The organism is Microbacterium sp. nov. GSS16 (genome assembly GCF_028198145.1).
GTDB lineage: Bacteria > Actinomycetota > Actinomycetes > Actinomycetales > Microbacteriaceae > Microbacterium.
The window spans coordinates 2,219,266-2,238,351 of the sequence record NZ_CP116338.1; the positions used below are offsets into that span (position 1 = coordinate 2,219,266).

The 19,086-nt window shown below is 69.0% G+C and carries 19 protein-coding genes; 14 read left to right on the plus strand and 5 right to left on the minus strand.

All coding sequences use genetic code 11. The features are described from left to right. Positions 1 to 78 precede the first annotated feature (78 nt). The 3 genes from PGB26_RS10580 (at position 79) to PGB26_RS10590 (ending at position 3,069) form a co-directional block, all read left to right on the plus strand. Entirely contained in the window at positions 79 to 246 is a 168-nt protein-coding gene (locus tag PGB26_RS10580) for a hypothetical protein (RefSeq protein WP_177243763.1), read from the plus strand. Positions 247 to 601: 355 nt separating this feature from the next. Further along, positions 602 to 2,539 carry a threonine--tRNA ligase gene (thrS, locus tag PGB26_RS10585; RefSeq protein ID WP_271639643.1) on the plus strand — a complete coding sequence of 646 codons (1,938 nt, stop codon included), beginning with the start codon at positions 602 to 604 and terminating at the stop codon, positions 2,537 to 2,539. Beyond that, positions 2,536 to 3,069, plus strand: a complete 534-nt coding sequence (locus PGB26_RS10590; protein ID WP_271637575.1) for an HIT family protein — start codon at positions 2,536 to 2,538, stop codon at positions 3,067 to 3,069. Before thrS ends, PGB26_RS10590 begins: the two co-directional genes overlap by 4 nt. A 46-nt stretch (positions 3,070 to 3,115) precedes the next feature. Here PGB26_RS10590 and pdxY read toward each other — a convergent pair whose 3' ends face one another. Both pdxY and PGB26_RS10600 read right to left on the minus strand, forming a co-directional pair. Continuing rightward, positions 3,116 to 3,967, minus strand: a complete 852-nt coding sequence (pdxY, locus tag PGB26_RS10595; protein ID WP_271637576.1) for a pyridoxal kinase PdxY — start codon at positions 3,965 to 3,967, stop codon at positions 3,116 to 3,118. 4 nt (positions 3,968 to 3,971) lie between these two features. After that, on the minus strand, positions 3,972 to 5,282 hold the full coding sequence (locus tag PGB26_RS10600) for an aminotransferase class I/II-fold pyridoxal phosphate-dependent enzyme (RefSeq protein ID WP_271637577.1): 1,311 nt from the start codon (positions 5,280 to 5,282) through the stop codon (positions 3,972 to 3,974). Between the two features lie 68 nt (positions 5,283 to 5,350). Between PGB26_RS10600 and pdxS the strand changes: the two genes are divergently transcribed. From pdxS to PGB26_RS10655, 11 genes are all read left to right on the plus strand, one after another. Then, the gene (pdxS, locus tag PGB26_RS10605) at positions 5,351 to 6,253 is read left to right on the plus strand and encodes a pyridoxal 5'-phosphate synthase lyase subunit PdxS (protein ID WP_271637578.1); all 903 of its coding nucleotides are present in this window, start codon (positions 5,351 to 5,353) and stop codon (positions 6,251 to 6,253) included. A 2-nt stretch (positions 6,254 to 6,255) separates the two neighbouring features. After that, positions 6,256 to 6,843, plus strand: coding sequence for a pyridoxal 5'-phosphate synthase glutaminase subunit PdxT (gene pdxT, locus PGB26_RS10610; protein WP_271639644.1), 588 nt, complete (start codon positions 6,256 to 6,258; stop codon positions 6,841 to 6,843). A gap of 55 nt (positions 6,844 to 6,898) precedes the next feature. Beyond that, a complete protein-coding gene (locus PGB26_RS10615; RefSeq protein ID WP_271637579.1) occupies positions 6,899 to 7,780 on the plus strand; it encodes a DUF402 domain-containing protein in 882 nt (293 codons plus the stop codon). Between the two features lie 146 nt (positions 7,781 to 7,926). After that, on the plus strand, positions 7,927 to 8,691 hold the full coding sequence (locus PGB26_RS10620) for a YebC/PmpR family DNA-binding transcriptional regulator (protein ID WP_271639645.1): 765 nt from the start codon (positions 7,927 to 7,929) through the stop codon (positions 8,689 to 8,691). An 84-nt stretch (positions 8,692 to 8,775) separates the two neighbouring features. Continuing rightward, a complete protein-coding gene (ruvC, locus tag PGB26_RS10625) occupies positions 8,776 to 9,390 on the plus strand; it encodes a crossover junction endodeoxyribonuclease RuvC (RefSeq protein WP_271637580.1) in 615 nt (204 codons plus the stop codon). A gap of 9 nt (positions 9,391 to 9,399) precedes the next feature. Beyond that, positions 9,400 to 10,008 carry a Holliday junction branch migration protein RuvA gene (gene ruvA, locus PGB26_RS10630; protein WP_271637581.1) on the plus strand — a complete coding sequence of 203 codons (609 nt, stop codon included), beginning with the start codon at positions 9,400 to 9,402 and terminating at the stop codon, positions 10,006 to 10,008. Continuing rightward, positions 10,001 to 11,032 carry a Holliday junction branch migration DNA helicase RuvB gene (gene ruvB, locus PGB26_RS10635; RefSeq protein WP_271637582.1) on the plus strand — a complete coding sequence of 344 codons (1,032 nt, stop codon included), beginning with the start codon at positions 10,001 to 10,003 and terminating at the stop codon, positions 11,030 to 11,032. The genes ruvA and ruvB overlap by 8 nt, the downstream gene beginning before the upstream one ends. A gap of 65 nt (positions 11,033 to 11,097) precedes the next feature. Beyond that, positions 11,098 to 11,538, plus strand: coding sequence for a preprotein translocase subunit YajC (locus tag PGB26_RS10640; RefSeq protein WP_271637583.1), 441 nt, complete (start codon positions 11,098 to 11,100; stop codon positions 11,536 to 11,538). Positions 11,539 to 11,576: 38 nt separating this feature from the next. Further along, positions 11,577 to 13,313 carry a protein translocase subunit SecD gene (gene secD / locus PGB26_RS10645; RefSeq protein WP_271637584.1) on the plus strand — a complete coding sequence of 579 codons (1,737 nt, stop codon included), beginning with the start codon at positions 11,577 to 11,579 and terminating at the stop codon, positions 13,311 to 13,313. Beyond that, complete coding sequence (secF, locus tag PGB26_RS10650) at positions 13,313 to 14,302, plus strand: protein translocase subunit SecF (protein ID WP_271637585.1); 990 nt, start codon at positions 13,313 to 13,315, stop codon at positions 14,300 to 14,302. Before secD ends, secF begins: the two co-directional genes overlap by 1 nt. A gap of 68 nt (positions 14,303 to 14,370) precedes the next feature. Then, positions 14,371 to 16,623, plus strand: a complete 2,253-nt coding sequence (locus PGB26_RS10655; RefSeq protein ID WP_271637586.1) for a RelA/SpoT family protein — start codon at positions 14,371 to 14,373, stop codon at positions 16,621 to 16,623. Here the strand turns inward: PGB26_RS10655 and PGB26_RS10660 are convergent. The 3 genes from PGB26_RS10660 to PGB26_RS10670 all read right to left on the minus strand — a co-directional run bounded on the left by PGB26_RS10660 (position 16,610) and on the right by PGB26_RS10670 (position 18,974). Next, the gene (locus PGB26_RS10660; protein ID WP_271637587.1) at positions 16,610 to 17,161 is read right to left on the minus strand and encodes an SAM-dependent methyltransferase; all 552 of its coding nucleotides are present in this window, start codon (positions 17,159 to 17,161) and stop codon (positions 16,610 to 16,612) included. The genes PGB26_RS10655 and PGB26_RS10660 overlap by 14 nt on opposite strands. 87 nt (positions 17,162 to 17,248) lie before the next feature. After that, positions 17,249 to 18,607: a DUF349 domain-containing protein gene (locus tag PGB26_RS10665; RefSeq protein WP_271637588.1), complete on the minus strand. Its 1,359-nt coding sequence runs from the start codon at positions 18,605 to 18,607 to the stop codon at positions 17,249 to 17,251. 58 nt (positions 18,608 to 18,665) lie between these two features. Continuing rightward, positions 18,666 to 18,974, minus strand: a complete 309-nt coding sequence (locus PGB26_RS10670; RefSeq protein ID WP_271637589.1) for a hypothetical protein — start codon at positions 18,972 to 18,974, stop codon at positions 18,666 to 18,668. Positions 18,975 to 19,086: the final 112 nt, after the last annotated feature.

Consider the following 19,086-nt stretch of genomic DNA (forward strand, 5'->3'; position numbering starts at 1 on the left):
CCTACGACCGCGGCGAGCCATCGCCGTACTGTCGTCGTATCGGAGCTCGAGTGAGCTCCAGAACGGAAAGGAGCGGTCATGAATCCTCTTCTCATCATCATCGCGGTGATCGCGATCATCCTGGCGATCACGGGTGGGCTCGTGCAGTCCCTGAACTTCCTGCTGTGGGTCGGACTGGTCCTTCTTGCGCTCGCGGTCATCGCGTGGCTCATCAGGGCGGTCTCGGGTCGTAACACGAGCGTGTGACCTCCGACCCCGCGTCGATCGTCAACGGGTAAACGATCGACGCCCGGCCCCGGTGCGCAGAGCGGGCGCTCTCGCACCGGGGCTTTCCTGTGTCTGCACGCCCCCGGATGCGGGCCGCCGGGAGCCGGCGGCGTAGACTTCAGCACATGGAATCCGCGTCGACCGCTCTCGTGACCTCTGTCACCGGTGTCGTCGCGCGAACTACGGACGCCTGAGCGGGCAGGGCGCGTTCGCGCCTGCAGCTGAGTCGTCCACTTCCATCGTCTATCTGGAGAAACCCGTGTCAGACATCGCCCAGCCCCGTGCCGACCAGCGCGACGGCTTCGCCCTCTTCACCGATCGTGCCGTCATCGCCATGCGCGTGAACGGCGAGCTGAAGGATCTCGCCATCACCGTCGCAGACGACGACGTCGTCGAGCCGGTCACCGTCGACAGCCCTGACGGGCTCGCCATTCTGCGCCACTCCACCGCGCACGTCCTGGCCCAGGCTGTGCAGCGCATCCGCCCGCAGTCGAACCTCGGGATCGGCCCGCCCATCACCGACGGCTTCTACTACGACTTCGGCGTCGACGAGCCCTTCACCCCGGAGGACCTCAAGGCCATCTCGAAGGAGATGCAGCGCATCATCCGCGAAGGGCAGCGCTTCACCCGCCGCGTCGTCACCGAGGACGAGGCCCGGGCCGAGATGGCCGATGAGCCGTTCAAGCTCGAGCTCATCGACCTCGCCGGTGGCCCCGGTTCGGGCGCTGACGCGGCCGAGGGGGCATCGGCCGAGATCGGCGCAGGCGAGCTGACGATCTACGACAACGTCACCAGAGACGGCGAGGTCGCCTGGAAGGATCTCTGCCGCGGTCCGCACGTGCCCAGCACGCGCATGGTCGGCAACGGCTGGGACCTCACTCGCGTCGCCGCCGCGTACTGGCGCGGCAGTGAGAAGAACCCGCAGCTGCAACGCATCTACGGCACGGCCTGGCCGTCGAAGGACGAGCTGCGCGCGTATCAGGAGCGTCTGGCCGAGGCCGAGCGCCGCGATCACCGCAAGCTCGGTGTCGAGATGGACCTGTTCTCATTCCCCGATGAGATCGGCTCGGGGCTCGCGGTGTTCCACCCCAAGGGCGGCATCATCCGCTACGAGATCGAGGAGAACCTGCGTCGACACCTGCTGCGCAACGGCTACGAGGTGGTGAACAGTCCGCACATCACCAAAAAGGATCTGTTCATGACCTCCGGTCACCTGCAGACCTACGCCGACGGCATGTTCCCCCCGATGCATCTGGACGAGGCGCGCGACGAAGAGGGGAACATCACCCGGCAGGGCCAGGACTACTACCTGAAGCCGATGAACTGCCCGTTCCACAACCTGATCTTCCGTTCGCGCGGGCGCAGCTATCGCGAGCTCCCGCTGCGCATGGCGGAGTTCGGCACCGTGTACCGCTACGAGAAGAGCGGCACGCTCTCGGGCCTCACCCGCGTGCGAGGGCTCACGCAGGACGATGCGCACATCTACGTCACGCAGGACCAGGTGCGCGACGAGCTCGCGACCAATCTGAACCTCGTGCTCACCCTGCTGCGTGACTACGGTCTGAACGACTTCTACCTCGAGCTGTCGACGAACGAAGAGGGCAACGACAAGTTCCTCGGTGAGCCCGAGCAGTGGACGACCGCGATCGACACCCTACGCGAGGTCGCCCTCGAGTCGGGCCTCGAGCTCGTCGCCGACCCCGGGGGAGCGGCGTTCTACGGCCCGAAGATCTCGGTGCAGGCGCGCGATGCGATCGGGCGCACCTGGCAGATGTCGACCATCCAGCTCGACTTCAATCAGCCCGAGCGGTTCGAGCTCGAGTACACCGGTCCCGATGGGCAGAAGCACCGGCCGGTGATGATCCACCGCGCACTGCTCGGCTCCGTCGAGCGGTTCTTCGCCATCCTGCTCGAGCACTACGCCGGAGACTTCCCGCTGTGGCTGGCTCCTGTGCAGGTGATGGGCGTGCCCGTCGCCGACCAGTACGCCGAGTACCTGGACGGCGTGATCGGTCAGCTTCGCGATGCCGGCGTGCGCGCCGACGTCGACCACTCCGACGACCGCATGCAGAAGAAGATCCGCAACCACACCACGGCGAAGGTGCCCGTGATCCTCATCGCGGGTGAGCAGGACCGCGCCGCAGGCACGGTCTCGTTCCGCTTCCGCGACGGAACGCAGGAGAACGGCGTGCCGATCGCGGATGCCGTGTCGCGCATCCGCTCTGCGATCGCCGGCCACGCGCGCGTGATGACCTCTGAGGATCTGGTGTGACCGATCCCGAAGACGGCAGCCGGCTGATCGGGGTGCCCGATGAGTTCCAGCGGCTGTGGACTCCGCACCGGATGGCCTACATCCAGGCGGGGCCCCAGCCGCTGCGCGACGAGTGCCCGTTCTGTGAGGCGCCGAAGCATCCGGACGAGGAGCGGCTGATCGTCGCTCGCGGCGAGACCGCGTTCGTCGTGCTGAACCTGTTCCCGTACAACTCGGGTCACCTGCTCGTCTGCCCGTACCGTCACATCGGCACCTACGACCAGGCCACCGCCGAAGAGGTCGCCGAGATCGGTGCGCTCACGCAGACGGGCATGCGGGTGCTGCGCGAGGTCTCGCGCTGCGACGGGTTCAATCTGGGCATGAACCAGGGGGAGGTCGCCGGGGCGGGCGTCGCCGCCCACCTGCACCAGCACATCGTGCCTCGGTGGGCGACCGACGCCAACTTCTTCCCGATCATCGCGAAGACGAAAGCGCTGCCGCAGCTGCTCGACGAGATCCGCGAGGCCGTCGCGAACGCCTGGCCGCACTGAGCCCGCCGAGGCGCTGAGCCCGCTCAGGCGTTGAGCCTGCCGAGCGTCAGCGCACCTGGCGTGCGGTGAACTGCATGCGCGGGTTGGCGTAGGCCTCCTGCGACTCGACGAGACGCAGCTCCCGGTCTCCCGATTCGAGGGTGTTCTGCAGCAGGTCGAACACGCTCGACACCGTGCGCTCCAGAGCGAGCTTCGCGTCGCCGGTAGACGTGTAATGCGCGGTGAACAGCGCCGCGGTCACATCGCCGGAGCCGTTGGCCTTCATCGGCAGATGCGGGGTGGCGACCAGCCACGCCCCGGTGGCGTCGGCGACGAGCATCTCGATCGTGCCCTGCTCCCGGTCGGGCCGCTCGACGGAGGTCACGAGCACGGTCGACGGCCCCATCGCCATCGCGGCGTCGACCGACGCGAGCGTGGACTCGAGGTCCGACGGCTCGGTGCCGGTGAGGAAGCCCAGCTCGAACTGGTTCGGCGTGATGATGTCGGCGACCGGCACGACCCTGTCACGCAGCAGCACGGGGATCGCCGGCGCGACGAAGCATCCCGACTTCGCGTTTCCCATCACGGGGTCGCATGCGTACACGGCATCCGGATTGGCTGCCTTCACCCTGGCGACGGCGTCGATGATGACGTCGGCGATGCCCTCGCCGCCCTGATAGCCGCTGAGCACCGCGTCGATCTGACCGAATACGCCGCGCTCCTCGATGCCGGTGACGACCTCGCGCACGTCGGACGGATCGATCATCGGTCCGCGCCACGCGCCGTAGCCGGTGTGGTTCGAGAAGTTCACCGTGTACACCGGCAGCACGTCGACGCCGAGTCGCTGCAGCGGGAAGACGGCGGCGGAGTTTCCGACGTGGCCGTGCGCGACGGCCGACTGGATCGAGAGGATCTTCATCCTGTCATCCTCTCACTGCCGCCGCGGTGAGATCGTCGACGAGGCGGGCGGCCTCGGCATCCGACAGATCGTGCACGGTGAGGCGCAGGTGCCGCGACGGACCGGCCGTCTCGTCGAGCAGGAACTCGTCGCCGGGGCGGGCGAGCCAGCCGCGGCGCATCAGGCTCTCGGCGGCCGCGCGCGCTGTCGTCTCGAGCTGCACCCACAGGCTGAGCCCGTCGGTCGACACAGTCGGGATGCCGCGCGCCTCGAGCGCCGCGGCGAAGGAGGCGTTGCGGTCGGCGTAGTGCTCGGCGGCGCCGGCGATCTGCGCTCGGACGCCGTCGTCGGTGAGCTGGGCGTGCGCGAGCCGCTGGAGAAGGTGACTCACCCAGGTCGTGCCGGGGCTGAGACGCATCGCGAGTCGCTCGGCGGTGGTGGGATCCGTGCCGGCGAGAGCCAGGCACATATCCGGCCCGAGGAACTTCGACACCGAGCGGATGAGCGCGTACCGGCGATGCGTCGTCGAGATCAGCGAGGCGTACGGGTGCGGTGAGAGCAGCGAGAAGTGGTCGTCTTCGATGATCAGCACGTAGGGATGATCGGCGAGCAGCTCGCGCAGGGCCGCAGCGCGTTCGGGGGAGAGGCTTACCCCGGTCGGATTCTGCGCGCGGGGCGTGCTGATCACGGCGCGCACGCCGGCGTCGAGAGCAGCCCGCAGTCCGTCGACCGTCATGCCCTGATCGTCGACGGCGACCGGCACGGCGCGATAGCCGCCGAGACGCACCGTGTGGATGCTGGAGAGGAAGCACGGGTCCTCCAGCGCCACAGCGTCATCGCGCGTGAGCGCCTGGGCGAGCAGCCGTTCGACAGCATCGACGGCGCCGCTGGTGACGACGACATGCAGGTCGTCGCGGGGCAGGTCGGCCAGCATCCACTCCCGCGTCCACTGCTCGAGACCGGCGTCGATCACGGGCTCGCCGTACAGCACGGGGCGGCCGACGATGCGTCCCAGCGCGGGGGTGGGATCCGGGATGAGCGCGGGATCGGGGTTTCCGGATGCCACGTCGCGCAGCACCGTGTCGGCCACGCCCTCCTGAGCGACGGGCGCACCGCCGGCGATCACGGTGCCCGCGCGACCGCGCGAGACGACGAGTCCGGCCTGCGCGAGCTGGCGGTAGGCGGACACGGCGGTGTTGCGGTTCACCCCCAGGGTCGTCGCCAGTTCGCGCACCGGCGGCAGGGGATCGCCCGCCCGGAGCGTGCCGCGCTCGCGCAGAGCGCGAACGCTGTCGGCTATCTCGGCCGCCGAGGTGCCGGTGATCATCGCGTCCATCGTCCCGATTCTATGGTGCTATCGTTTGGCATAGGCCAAAGTGCGGATTGTCACAACAAGGAGTGATCATGGCAGCCACCGATCAGACCCCCACCACCGGATCGCAGCGCGTCAAGCGCGGTCTCGCCGAGATGCTGAAGGGCGGGGTCATCATGGACGTCGTCACCGCCGAGCAGGCGAAGATCGCCGAAGACGCCGGGGCCGTCGCAGTCATGGCGCTCGAGCGGGTGCCCGCCGACATCCGGGCGCAGGGCGGCGTGTCGCGGATGAGCGATCCCGACATGATCGACAGCATCATCGACGCCGTCTCGATCCCCGTCATGGCGAAGGCGCGCATCGGCCACTTCGTCGAGGCGCAGGTGCTGCAGGAGCTCGGCGTCGACTACATCGACGAGTCCGAGGTGCTCTCTCCCGCCGACTACGTGAACCACATCGACAAGTGGCCGTTCGCCGTGCCGTTCGTCTGCGGTGCCACTCACCTCGGCGAAGCGCTGCGCCGGATCACCGAGGGGGCGGCGATGATCCGCTCGAAGGGGGAGGCTGGCACCGGCGACGTCTCCGAGGCGATGAAGCACATCCGCAAGATCCGCGGTGAGATCGCCGCGCTGGGCGCGCTGTCGAAGGACGAGCTGTACGTCGCCGCGAAGGAGCTGCAGGCGCCCTACGAGCTGGTCGCTGAGATCGCCGAGACCGGTCAGCTGCCGGTCGTGCTCTTCGTCGCGGGCGGCGTCGCCACTCCGGCGGACGCCGCCATGATGATGCAGCTGGGCGCCGACGGCGTGTTCGTCGGATCGGGCATCTTCAAGTCGGGTGACCCCGTCGCCCGCGCGAAGGCGATCGTGAAGGCCACCGCGTTCTACGATGACCCGAAGGTGATCGCCGAGGCATCGCGCGGACTCGGCGAGGCCATGGTCGGCATCAACGTCTCCGACCTTCCGGCGCCGCACCGCCTCGCCGAGCGCGGCTGGTGACGATGCCTCGCGTCGGGGTGCTCGCACTGCAGGGCGACGTGCGCGAGCACGCCGCCGTGCTCGAGCGCCTCGGCGCGGACGTGGTGCGGGTGCGCCGACCCGCGGAGTTCGCCTCCGTCGACGGCCTCGTGATCCCCGGCGGCGAGTCCAGCGTCATCGACAAGCTCGCCCGCATGTTCGGCCTCGCCGACCCGATCCGTACGGCGATCCGCGAGGGCATGCCGGTGTTCGGCACCTGCGCGGGACTGATCCTGCTGGCTGATCGACTGGTCGATGCGATCGACGGACAGCAGACCTTCGGCGGCCTCGATGTGACGGTGCGGCGCAACGCCTTCGGGCGGCAGGTCGACTCGTTCGAGGGACCGGTCCGAGTGCCGGCGCTGGGGGTCGAGCCGGTGCACGCGGCGTTCATCCGCGGGCCGGTCGTCGAGACGGTGGAACCGGATGCCACCGTGCTGGCGTCACTCGACGACGGCACCGTCGTCGCCGTCGAGCAGGGGAACCTGCTCGGAATCAGCTTCCACCCCGAGATCTCGGGCGAGACGCGATTTCACGAGCGCTTCCTGAACCGCGTCGCGGCGCGGGCCTGACACGCGACGGCCCGCGTGGCCAGGCCACCGGACGACGCCTTGATAGCGTGACGGGATGAGACTGCCGCTCGGAAGCACCAGCGTCAGCGCGAGCGGCGGCACGGTCGAACTCGTCGGCCGCAGGGGGCTCGCCTGGACGATGCTCGCCGATCGAGCGTGCTCCCTCGACGACGCGATCGGGCTTCTCGAGCATCCGCTGCACGACGGAGCGCACGCGGATGACGCTCTGCTGTCTGCTGTGCCGTCCGCCGGCAAGACCGCCCCGCGCTTCACACCCGGCCAGATCATTCTGTGGAGATACGGTCGCACCATCGAGGCGGCCCGTGTCGTGCGGGACGATCCGCGTGGTCTGGTCACGTGGATCCCGACCGGATCGGCGCGCCTCGATCCGGTGCCCGTCGCGGGGGAGCACGTGAGAGACGTGCCGCTCGAGGAGCGGTTCCGCTCGCCGTGGCGGATCCGGGAGTCGGCGTGGACGGGACCCGGGCTGCTGCGCGCAGCCCCGACCGGACGGCCGTGGTCGGTGTGGTTCTTCCGCACCCCCGATGGGGCGCCCGCCGGCACCTACATCAACCTCGAGCTGCCGCACCGACGGCTCGGGGGCGATGTTGCGCAGGTGTTCACGCGCGACCTCGTGCTCGACCTCTGGGTGGATGCCGAGCATCCGGGAGCCGAGGACGTCTGGCTGAAGGATGCCGACGAACTCGCCGCGAACGTCGCGCAGGGGAGGTTCACCTCAGCACAGGCCGATGCGGTGCGCCGGATCGCCGATCTGGCTGCGGAGGAGCTGCTGGAAGCGGAAGGATCGTGGCCGCTCGGCGAGGACTGGACGGGATGGACGGCGGATCAGGCGATGGATGAGCCGGTCGCCCTGCCCGAATCCGGCATCATCGCGGCGCACCGGCGTCGGTCGGGCGACACGAGCCTCGCGGTCTGACTCACCCGGCAGGTGCCGCGAACCGTGCGGCCGCATCGTGGGAGCGCATCAGGCGGCCGCGGTGCACGCGGACCGGAGGGCAAGGGTTCGATAGAATGGACGACGCCCTGGAGGCGACTCCGGGCGCAGACGACGAGCGGAGACATATGTCCGGGCATTCCAAGTGGGCCACGACCAAGCACAAGAAGGCCGTCATCGACGCCCGTCGCGCCAAGTCGTGGGCGAAGCTCATCAAGAACATCGAGGTCGCCGCGAAGCTCGGCGGAGCCGACCAGGCGGGCAACCCGACGCTCTTCGACGCCGTGCTCAAGGCGAAGAAGATGTCGGTCCCGAAAGACAACATCGACCGCGCGGTCAAGCGCGGCGCCGGCATCGGCGGTGAGGCTGTCGAGTACACCTCGATCATGTACGAGGGCTACGGACCCAACGGCGTCGCCCTGATGATCGAGTGTCTGACCGACAACAAGAACCGTGCTGCCGCCGAGGTGCGCACGGCTCTCACGCGCAACGGAGGAACGCTCGCCGATCCCGGATCGGTCGCCTACAACTTCACCCGCAAGGGCGTCATCGTGGTAGGCGGAGAGGGCACCACCGAGGACGACGTCATGATGGCGGCGCTCGAGGCGGGTGCTGAGGAGGTCGAGCCGCACGCCGATGGCTTCCAGGTGATCGCCGAGGCGACCGACCTGGTGGCGGTGCGCACCGGTCTGCAGGATGCGGGCATCGACTACGACTCCGCTGACGTCGAGTTCGTTCCCAACCTCAAGGTCGAGATCGATGCAGACACGGCGCGCAAGGTGTTCCGCCTCATCGACGCGCTCGAAGACAGCGATGACGTGCAGAACGTGTTCGCGAACTTCGACCTGACCCCCGAGGTGCAGGCGGAGCTCGAGAACGACGACGAGGAGTAATCCGTCGGCAGGGTCAGGGACCCAGGCGGAGGGCCCCGGGCGCGCCTGCGCTCGGGGCCTTCCGCGTGCTCCTAGCCTGGGGGAGTGAGCTCTCTGCGCGTCCTCGGCATCGATCCCGGCCTGACCAGGTGCGGCATCGGGATCGTCGACGTAGACCGATCGCGCCGCGCGTCGCTCGTGCACGTCGGGGTGGTGCGCACTCCCGTCGACGCCGATCTGTCGACGCGGCTGGCCGCCGTGGCCGCAGGCATCCGCGCTGTCATCGACGAGCACCGGCCCGCAGCGGTAGCCGTCGAGCGGGTCTTCGCCCAGCACAACGTCCAGACGGTGATGGCCACGGCCCAGGCATCCGGCGTCGCCCTGCTCATCGCCGCGGAGGCGGGTCTGCCCGCCGCGACTCACACCCCCAGCGAGGTGAAGGCCGCGGTCACCGGCTACGGCTCGGCCGACAAGCGCCAGGTGCAGTCGATGATCGCCCGCATCCTGCGGCTGGATGCCCCGCCGCAGCCGGCCGATGCCGCTGACGCCCTCGCCATCGCCCTGTGTCATGCATGGCGCGGGGGCGCCGCGGTGGCGGCTGCCGGCGCAGGGCTCACTCCCGCGCAGCAGGCGTGGGCCGACGCCGAGCGCGGCACCCGCGGACGCTCGATGCCGCCGCGTACCCGTGTCGGTCGAACGGATGTACGACCTGCTCGATAGGCTGACCGCATGATCTCGTCTCTGCGCGGCACCGTGCTGCATGCCGAATCGACCCATGTCGTCATCGAGACGGGCGGAGTCGGTTTCTCGGTATTCGTGCCTGCGGACGTGGCGCACACCGCGGTGATCGGGGATCAGCTTCAGCTGCACACCAGCCTGATCGTGCGCGAAGACGCACTGACCCTCTTCGGCTTCAGCGACCGCGACGAGCTCGAGATCTTCGGTCAGCTGCTCAGCGTCACCGGCGTCGGGCCGAAGTCTGCGCTGGGCGTGCTGTCCCACCTCACCGTCGACCAGATCGCCGAGGCCGTGACTGCTGAAGACGACGCCCCGTTCCGGCGGGTCTCGGGCATCGGGCCCAAGACCGCGAAGCTCATCGTCGTGCAGCTGGCCGGCAAGGTCCAGCCGCGCGTGGCATCGGCCCCCGCCAGCGCACCCGCGACCGCCACCGTCGAGCAGGTCGCCGCGGCACTGGTCGGACTGGGCTGGTCGGAGAAGGTCGCCGCCGAAGCCGCCGCACTGTCGGCGGAGGATGCCACCGACGCGGAGCGCGAGTCGGTTCCGGCGCTGCTGCGTCGCACGCTCGCCGCCATGGGCCCTGGGGCCAAGCGTGGCTGACGACGCGCGCGATGCCGGCGAGGCGCTCGACGACACGGAGCTCGCGATCGAGGGCGCGCTGCGTCCGAGCAGCCTCGACGAGTTCGTCGGGCAGCCGAAGGTGCGCGGTCAGCTGCAGCTGCTGCTCGAAGCCGCGCGGATCCAGGAGCGCCCGGCCGACCACATCCTGCTCGCGGGCCCACCGGGGCTCGGCAAGACAACCCTCGCGATGATCGTGGCCCACGAGAGCGGCCGCCCGCTGCGCCTGTCGAGCGGGCCGGCGATCCAGCACGCCGGCGACCTCGCAGCCCTGCTGTCGAGTCTCACGCCGGGCGAGGTGCTGTTCATCGACGAGATCCACCGCATGGCGCGCTCCGCGGAGGAGATGCTGTACCTGGCGATGGAGGATTTCCGCATCGACATCATGGTCGGCAAGGGCGCCGGCGCCACCAGCATCCCTCTCGAACTCGCCCCCTTCACCCTCGTCGGGGCCACGACCCGCTCTGGTCTGCTGCCCAATCCGCTGCGCGACCGCTTCGGCTTCACCGGGCATCTGGAGTTCTACGACGACGACGATCTGGAGCGCGTGATCGCTCGTTCGGCTAGTGTGCTCGGGGTGGGGCTGCCCGACGACTCGCTCAGCGAGATCGCGCGACGATCCCGCGGAACGCCCCGCATCGCGAACCGGCTGCTGCGTCGCGTGCGCGACTACGCGCTGGTGCACGGCGGCGGTTCCGCGGCATCCATCTCCGACGTGCGGGCGGCCCTCGACCTGTACGACGTCGATGCCATCGGCCTCGACCGGCTCGACCGCGCCGTGCTCGACGCGCTGGTGCGCCGTTTCCGCGGCGGACCGGTGGGCCTGAGCACTCTCGCCGTCGCGGTCGGCGAGGAGGCGGAGACCGTCGAGAGCGTCGTCGAGCCATACCTGGTGCGCATCGGATTCCTCGGTCGCACACCGCGCGGACGCATCGCGATGCCGGAGGCGTACCGGCATCTCGGCATCAGCCACCCCGACGGCGTGGCATTGTTCGATGACCTATAATCGCTGAAGCTTCCCTGAACCCCTTGTGCGCTCATCGGCGTGCGCTCTTCGAAAGGCCCATCCCCATGGAAATCATCCTCTTCGGTCTTCTCGGCGTGATGCTCGTGTTCATGTTCGTGAACACCCGCAAGCGCCAGAAGCAGATGAAGGAGCAGCAGGAGGAGAAGGCCACCAAGACGGTTCCCGGCGTCAAGGTGCTGCTGCAGGGCGGCCTGTACGGCACCGTCGTCTCGTACGACCCGGTCGACCTCGACAAGCCGGCTCAGATCGAGATCGCGCCCGGCGTGGTCATCGAGGTGCACAGCCAGGCCATCCTCCGCCTCGTCGAGGAGACGCCCGAGGGCGACGTGGTCGTCGATGCTCCGGACAGCGACGTCATCGTCGACGCGCCCGCGACGGACGTCGACGCGGCGCCCGCCCGGGAGCGCACCGACGACATCGAGTCGATCAAGGTCGAGACCCCGGAAGAGACCAAGGCGCGCCTCGAGCGCAACGACGAGAACTGACGCTCAGGCTCCGGCACCTCACTCGAAAGCGGAACTCAGTGGCATCATCATCCCCGACTCGCCACGCGTGGCGGGTCCTCCTCGGCCTGCTCATCGTCACGGCGGTGCTGTTCGGCATCAACGCGCTCGGCGTGTACGTCTTCAAGACGGATGCCGGTGAGCCGGCGAGCTCCTGGGCTCCTGAGCTCGCACTCGACCTGCAGGGTGGCACGCAGATCATCCTCGGCGCCGAGTCGCCCGATGGTGCCGCCCCCACCGAGGACCAGCTCAACCAGGCCGCTGCGATCATCCGCCAGCGCGTCGACGCGTCCGGCGTGGCCGAGGCGGACATCACGACCGAGGGCGGCCGCAACATCGTCGTCCAGATCCCCGGCGCCGCCGACCAGGCGACGCGCGATCGGATCCAGGCCAGCGCGAAGCTCGAGCTGCGTCCGGTGATCCTCGCCACCGACCCCGCGACGTCGTTCGTCGGCGAGGACGGGCAGGAGACGCCCTACCCGACGCCGGACGACTCGGTGAACGCGACTCCTACCGCGGAGCCGACCGATGCTTCCGACCCGAACTGGGCGACCGACCGGCGAATGGCTGAGCTGCGGGCATACGACTGCTCTGCCGAAGTCGCCTCCAACGCCCCCGAGGACGAGCCGCTGATCGCCTGCGAGGAGAACGGCAGCGCCAAGTACCTTCTCGGACCCGTCGAGCTCGACGGCACGGTCATCGACGACGCCTCCGCCGGCCGCGAGCAGCAGAGCGGTCGCTGGACGGTCAACCTGGTCTTCGATGCCAAGGGCACCGAGATCTTCGGCAAGGTCAGCCAGCGACTGAACGCCAACCGTCTCGCGCAGCAGTCGCCGCGCGACAAGTTCGCGTTCGTGCTCGACGGCAAGGTGCTCTCCGCGCCCACCATGCAGGCGGTCATCCTCAACGGCAAGCCGAGCATCTCCGGCAACTTCACGCAGGAGAGCGCGAAGGCCCTCGCCGACCAGCTGCGCTACGGAGCGCTGCCGCTGAGCTTCACCGTCGAGAGCTCCGACACCATCTCGGCCACCCTCGGTTCGCAGCAGCTCGAGATCGGCCTGATCACCGGCCTCATCGGCCTTGGGCTCGTGGCGCTCTACTCGCTGATCACCTATCGCGCTCTCGGCTGGGTGATCATGGCATCCATCGGCGTGATGGGCGTTCTGACCTACATCGTCATCGCCATCCTCGCCTGGCGGATGGGCTTCCGGCTCTCGCTCGCGGGAGTCGCGGGTCTGATCGTGTCGATCGGATTCACTGCGGACTCGTTCATCGTGTACTTCGAGCGCATCCGCGACGAGCTGCGAGACGGAAAGTCGATCGTCGCCGCCGTCGAAGACGGCTGGGGACGAGCGAAGCGCACGATCTACATCTCGAAGTCCATCAACGTCCTCGCCGCCGTCGTGCTGTACGTGCTGGCCGACGCGACGGTGAAGGGCTTCGCGTTCACCCTGGGGCTCACGACGCTCATCGACGTGTTCATCTTCGTGATCTTCACCCACCCGGTCATGCAGCTGCTCGCGCGGACCCGCTTCTTCGGCGGCGGGCACAAGCTGTCGGGTCTCGACCCGGACGCCCTCGGCGCGGTCTACCGCGGTCGCGCGCAGTTCCGTGACGTGCGCACCGGCTCGTCGGGGCGCGCCGCACGCAACAAGGGCGCACGCGGCGAGGCCGAGAGACGGCAGACCATCGCCGAGCGCAAGCGCGCTGAGGCTCTCGCGGGATCCAAGGATGCCGGAAAGGACTCCGACGCCTGATGTTCTCCATGAATGAGTTCGGCAACAACCTGTACTCGGGCAAGACCTCGTTCCCGTTCGTCGGGAAGCGGCGCCTGTGGTTCGTCATCGCGATCCTGCTGGTCGTCGGCTCGGCCCTCGTGCCGCTCGTGCGCCCCGTGCAGTTCTCGATCGAGTTCACCGGCGGATCGCAGTTCGTCGTGTCGGCGCCTGCGTCGACCGATCAGGCGCTTGCTACCGATGCCGTGCGCTCGGTCGTCCCGAACGCGGCCGCCAAGGTCGTCACGGTCAACAACCGCGACGTGCGCGTGCAGACCGACCAGATGACGCCGAACGAGACTCAGGAGGTCAAGGCGGCGCTCGCTGATGCGTACGACGTGCAGGCCGACGAGATCACCGACTCGTTCATCGGACCGGCCTGGGGCGAGAACGTCACCCGTCAGTCGCTGTGGGGCCTTGCGATCTTCCTCGCCCTGACCTTCCTCATCCTCGCGATCTACTTCCGCACCTGGAAGATGTCGGCGGCCGCCATCATCGGTCTGCTCGACGTGCTGCTCATCACCGTGGGCGTGTACGCCCTCGCCGGGTTCGAGATCTCGCCTGCGGCGGTGATCGGCTTCCTCACGATCCTCGCGTACTCGCTGTACGACACCACGGTCGTGTTCGACAAGATCCGCGAGAACACGACGGAAGACGTCAACCAGACGACGCGCACGTTCGGGGAGTCCGTGAACCTGGCGGTGAACCAGACGCTGATCCGCTCGATCAACACCTCGGTCGTCGCCGCTCTGCCGGTCGGTGCGATCCTGTTCATCGGCTCGCTGTGGTTCGGCGCCGAGACCCTCACCGACATCTCGCTGTCGATCTTCGTCGGCATCATCGTGGCCACCTACTCGACGCTCTTCGTCGCTGCGCCCCTCTACTCGCTGTTCCGCGAGAAGGAGCCCGAGATCATCACGCACGATGCCAAGGTGCACGAGGCGCGCGAGCGCGCCGTCGCCACGGTGTGATCCCGCCGCGCGGTCGGGGAGGACCCCGGCCGCGCGTAGGATGATCTGATCGGGAACGGGAGCAGAAGATGGCGGATCCTCAGGCGACTACGCAGGTGTCGAGCCTGCGCCGGCTGGTGCCGCGCATCTTCTCGCGAGCCCCCAGGGTCAACGACCTCGACAACCTCATCCGCACCGTCCGCGCGAACCATCCGCGCGGCGACCTGCCCGTCATCGAGCGTGCCTACCGGGTCGCCAAGGAGAAGCACGAGGGCCAGTTCCGCCAGAGCGGCGAGCCGTACATCACGCATCCGCTCGCCGTGGCGCAGATCCTGGCCGAGCTCGGCCTCGGTCCGCGCGCCATCGCCGCGGCCCTGCTGCACGACACGGTCGAGGACACCGGCTATGCGCTCACCGAGCTGACGGCAGAGTTCGGCGACGAGGTCGCCATGCTGGTCGACGGCGTCACCAAGCTCGACAAGGTCAAGTACGGCGAGAGCGCGCAGGCCGAGACCGTCCGCAAGATGATCGTGGCGATGTCGAAAGACATCCGTGTGCTGCTGATCAAGCTCGCCGACCGGCTGCACAACGCGCGCACCTGGGGCTTCGTGCCTCCCGAGAAGTCGGCGCGCAAGGCCAAGGAGACGCTCGAGATCTACGCGCCGCTCGCGCACCGGCTCGGCATCCAGACCATCAAGTCCGAACTCGAGGATCTCTCGTTCGCGGTGCTGCACCCGAAGATCTACGCCGAGATCAACAGCCTCATCGCGCAGCGCACCCCGCAGCGCGAGAAGTACCTGCAGAGCGTCGTCGAGTCGATCAACGAGGACCTTCGCGAACTGCGCATCCGCGGCAAGGTGGTCGGCCGCCCCAAGCAGCTGTACTCGGTGTACCAGAAGATGGTCGTGCGGGGCCGCGAGTTCGACGACATCTACGACCTGATCGGCATCCGCGTGCTGGTGAGCTCGGTGCGCGACTGCTACGCGGTGCTCGGAGCGATCCACGCAAGGTGGACACCGCTGCCCGGCCGGTTCAAGGACTACATCGCGACACCGAAGTTCAACCTGTACCAGTCGCTGCACACGACCGTCATCGGCCCGTCCGGCCGCACGGTGGAGATCCAGATCCGCACGCACGAGATGCACCAGCAGGCCGAGTTCGGCGTCGCGGCGCACTGGATGTACAAGGAGCGGATGAACGGCGGCAAGGTGGATGCCCGCGCCGCCGACGCCGACATGGCCTGGCTCGCGCACATCTCCGACTGGCAGGCCGAGACGGCCGACCCCAGCGAATTCCTCGACTCGCTGCGCTTCGAGATCGGCGCGAAGGAGGTCTACGTCTTCACCCCGAAGGGGCGCGTCATCGGGCTGCCCACCGGGGCGACGACCGTCGACTTCGCCTACGCGGTGCACACCGAGATCGGGCACCGCACGATGGGCGCCAAGGTCAACGGACGGCTCGTGCCGCTGGAGACCGAGCTGAAGAGCGGCGACGTCGTCGAGGTCTTCACCTCGAAGAACCCCGATGCCGGCCCGAGCCAGGACTGGCTGAGCTTCGTCAAGAGCACTCGCGCGCGCAACAAGATCCGGGGATGGTTCACGAAGGAGCGCCGCGAAGAGGCGATCGAGCAGGGCAAGGAGTCGATCGCCAGGGCGATGCGCAAGCAGAACCTGCCCCTGCAGCGGCTCATGAACCAGGAGTCGTTCGCCGAGGTCGCCCGGCAGCTGCGCTACGAGGACGTCTCCGGCCTGTACGCCGCGGTAGGCGAAGGGCATGTCTCCACGCAGTCGGTGCTCGAGAAGGTCACCGCTCTCGTCGCAGCCGATGAGGACACCAGCACGGGCGCCATCGAGCTGCCCGGTCGCGCCGCAGCGCGCGAGCCGCGCACGAGCGACTCCGGCGTGCTGGTGCGCGGCGCGTCGGACATCCTCGTCAAGCTGGCACGCTGCTGCACGCCGGTTCCGGGCGATCCCATCGTCGGGTTCGTCACCCGCGGCAGCGGCGTCTCGGTGCACCGGCAGGACTGCGTCAACGTCAAGGCCCTCGGATCGGACCCCGAGCGCTTCATCGACGTCGAATGGGCGCCGACGACCAAGAGCGTGTTCCGCGTGCAGATCCAGGTCGAGGCGCTCGACCGCTCGGGACTGCTCTCGGACGTGACGCGCGTGCTCAGCGAGCACCACGTGAACATCCTCTCGGCGACCGTCTCGACCACAGACGAGCGTCTCGCGCTCAGCAGATTCGTCTTCGAGATGGGCGACTCGGTGCACCTGGACCGCGTGCTCAACGCGGTGCGACGCATCGACGCGGTCTACGACGTGTACCGCGTCACGACATCCTGACTCGCCAGCTCTCGAGCATCCGTCTGGCGTGGGCGGCGCCGGGACGCCTGCCCAGCGGCAGCACGCGTTCACGAACCGCGTCGGCCAGGCCGGGGCGCAGGCGGACCAGCGCATGCAGCCAGCACTCGTCCTCCGGCGAGCGCGCCGAGCTGAACAGCAGCGCCACCGCGGCCGCCTCCGGCGTCTGCACCCAGACGCCCCCGACCACCTCCACCTCATCGGCGGCCAGACGTCTCTCGTGGTGCACCACGCGTGTCGACGGACTCACGCGCTGACGGCTGGCACTGATCCGCGACAGGTGATGCACGCGCGGGGGAGCGTCGCCGGCTCCGTGCACCCAGGCCGCGCTCGCTCCGCTCACCGCGGTTCCCGTGGGGACGAGGGGCGACAGACTCAGTGCCCGCGCGCCGGCCCCCTCGATCGTGTCCGCAGGCATGTACCCCTCGCCGACCTCGACGACATCGCCATCGAGTCGTGCGGCGCTCAGCTCAGGCAGGGTCAGCCGATCACCCGGACGGTAGAACAAAGCGCGATGCACGCTGAACAGTATGAGCCGCGGCGCCCGTCAGAGGGGCGCCGCGGCTCATACTGTGGATAACGGCCGACGCCGGGTCGGCTGCGCGGTTCAGCCGCCCAGGGCGCTCAGCCAGGAGCGACGCGCGGCGAGCGCCTCGGTGGCCTCCTTGACGGCCCGCTTGTCGCCGGACTCCTCCGCGGCTGCGAGCTCCGCCTCGAGCTTCTCGATGGCCTCGAGCAGCTGCGAGCTCATGTCGTTCGCGCGGGCCTTCGTCTCGGGGTTGTTCTTCTTCCAGTCGACGTCCTCACGCGACTTGAGCGCCTGCTCGATCGACCGCATGCGGTCATCGAGCGCCCGCTCCTTCTCGCGCGGGAAGATGCGACCGACCTCGTCCCACTGCCGCTGGATGCGCGTGAGCAGGGCACGAGCGCGCTTGAGGTTCGGCTCGTCGGCGACGGCCTTCGCCTCTTCGAGCAGCGCCTCGCGGGCCTCGATCTTCGGTGCGGAGTCGGCCTCCTCGGCGGCGGCCTGCTCGGCGCGTGCCGAGTACAGTGCGTCACCTGCCGCCTTGAACCGCGCCCACAGTGCGTCATCGGCCTTGCGGCCCGCCCGCCCCGATGCCTTCCAGGCGTCGAGGAGGTCGCGGTACGCGGGGATGCCGTCGACGCCACGCGGGGCGAGCGCCTCGGCCCGCTCGACGAGACGGGTCTTGGCGTCACGAGCGGTGCGGTGCGCGTCGTCGAGCTCGGAGAAGAACGCGCGGCGCGCCTTGTCGACCGTCGTGCGCGCGTCGCGGAAGCGCTTCCAGAGCTGCTGCGCGACACCCTTCGGCAGGCGGGGCGCATTCTGCTGGTGCGCCTGCCAGGCGTCGAAGAGCTCGGTCATCTCCGCGGTGACCTGCTTCCACTGCACCTTCGACAGGTCGCGACCGGCGACCGCCTCGGCCTTCTCGACGATCGCGGTGCGCTCGGCGATGGCGGCGTCCAGTGCCTCCTTGGCGGCCGCGGCCTCGCGTGCCGCCGCATCGGCGAGCGAGGCGAGCAGCGTCTCGATGCGCTCGCGGAGCGACACCAGATCGCCCACGGCGGCGGCGTCGGTGGCCTCGCCCTTGAGGTGCGTGGCCTGCTTGGTCAGGTCGGATGCCGATGCGCCGCCGCTCTGCGCGCGGGTCTCGAGCGTGCCGAGCTTGACGGCGAGATCGTCGTACTTGCGGGCGTAGTAAGCCAGGGCCTCCTCAGCGGTGCCGTCCGGGTACTGACCGACAGGACGCCAGGCGTCTCCTTCGCGCACCTCGACCGTGCCGTCCTCGGTGACGCGACCCCATTCGGCGGCGTCGGAGGCGACCGGCGCGACGGCGGGGGCGGCTGCTGCAGCCGGTGCCGCGGCGGGCATCGGCTTGCGCGGCGGCGCCGGAACGGGCGGGCCGGGAACAGGAGGGGTGGGCGTGGGGGCGTCGTTGTCAGACACGATGTTCTCCTTGCGCGGTCGCTCCGCGGGAGGGGGAAAGGACGTTGCTCAGCCTAGTTCACTCACCCGGAGACTGCGTCGGGGTCGGGCTGAGCGGTGGGCTCGTGGAGGGGGCGGGCGACGGGGTCTCGACCGGCGCCGTGGTGGAGGTCGGGGCCGGGGTCGGCTCGGGTGCGGTCACCTGCGCGTGCACGACCTGGCTGGCGATGGCGCCGACGACGATCAGCGAGCCGGCCACGGTCGCGACGACGGTGTCTCTGCGCCGCCGACGGATCGTTCTGCTGTGCCACGCCGCTCGGGCGGCGTGGAGTCTGGCGCGCTCCGCCTCGGTTCTGAGCCGGGCGTCACGAGAACCACGGGCTGGCATCGGCTGTCCTCCTGATCGGGGTCGTGCCTGCGAGCCTACCGTCGCCGTCTCACATGCTTCGTTATGCGTTTGTGAGCGAATTGTTCGCTGCGCGTAACGCAGGGCCGCGGGT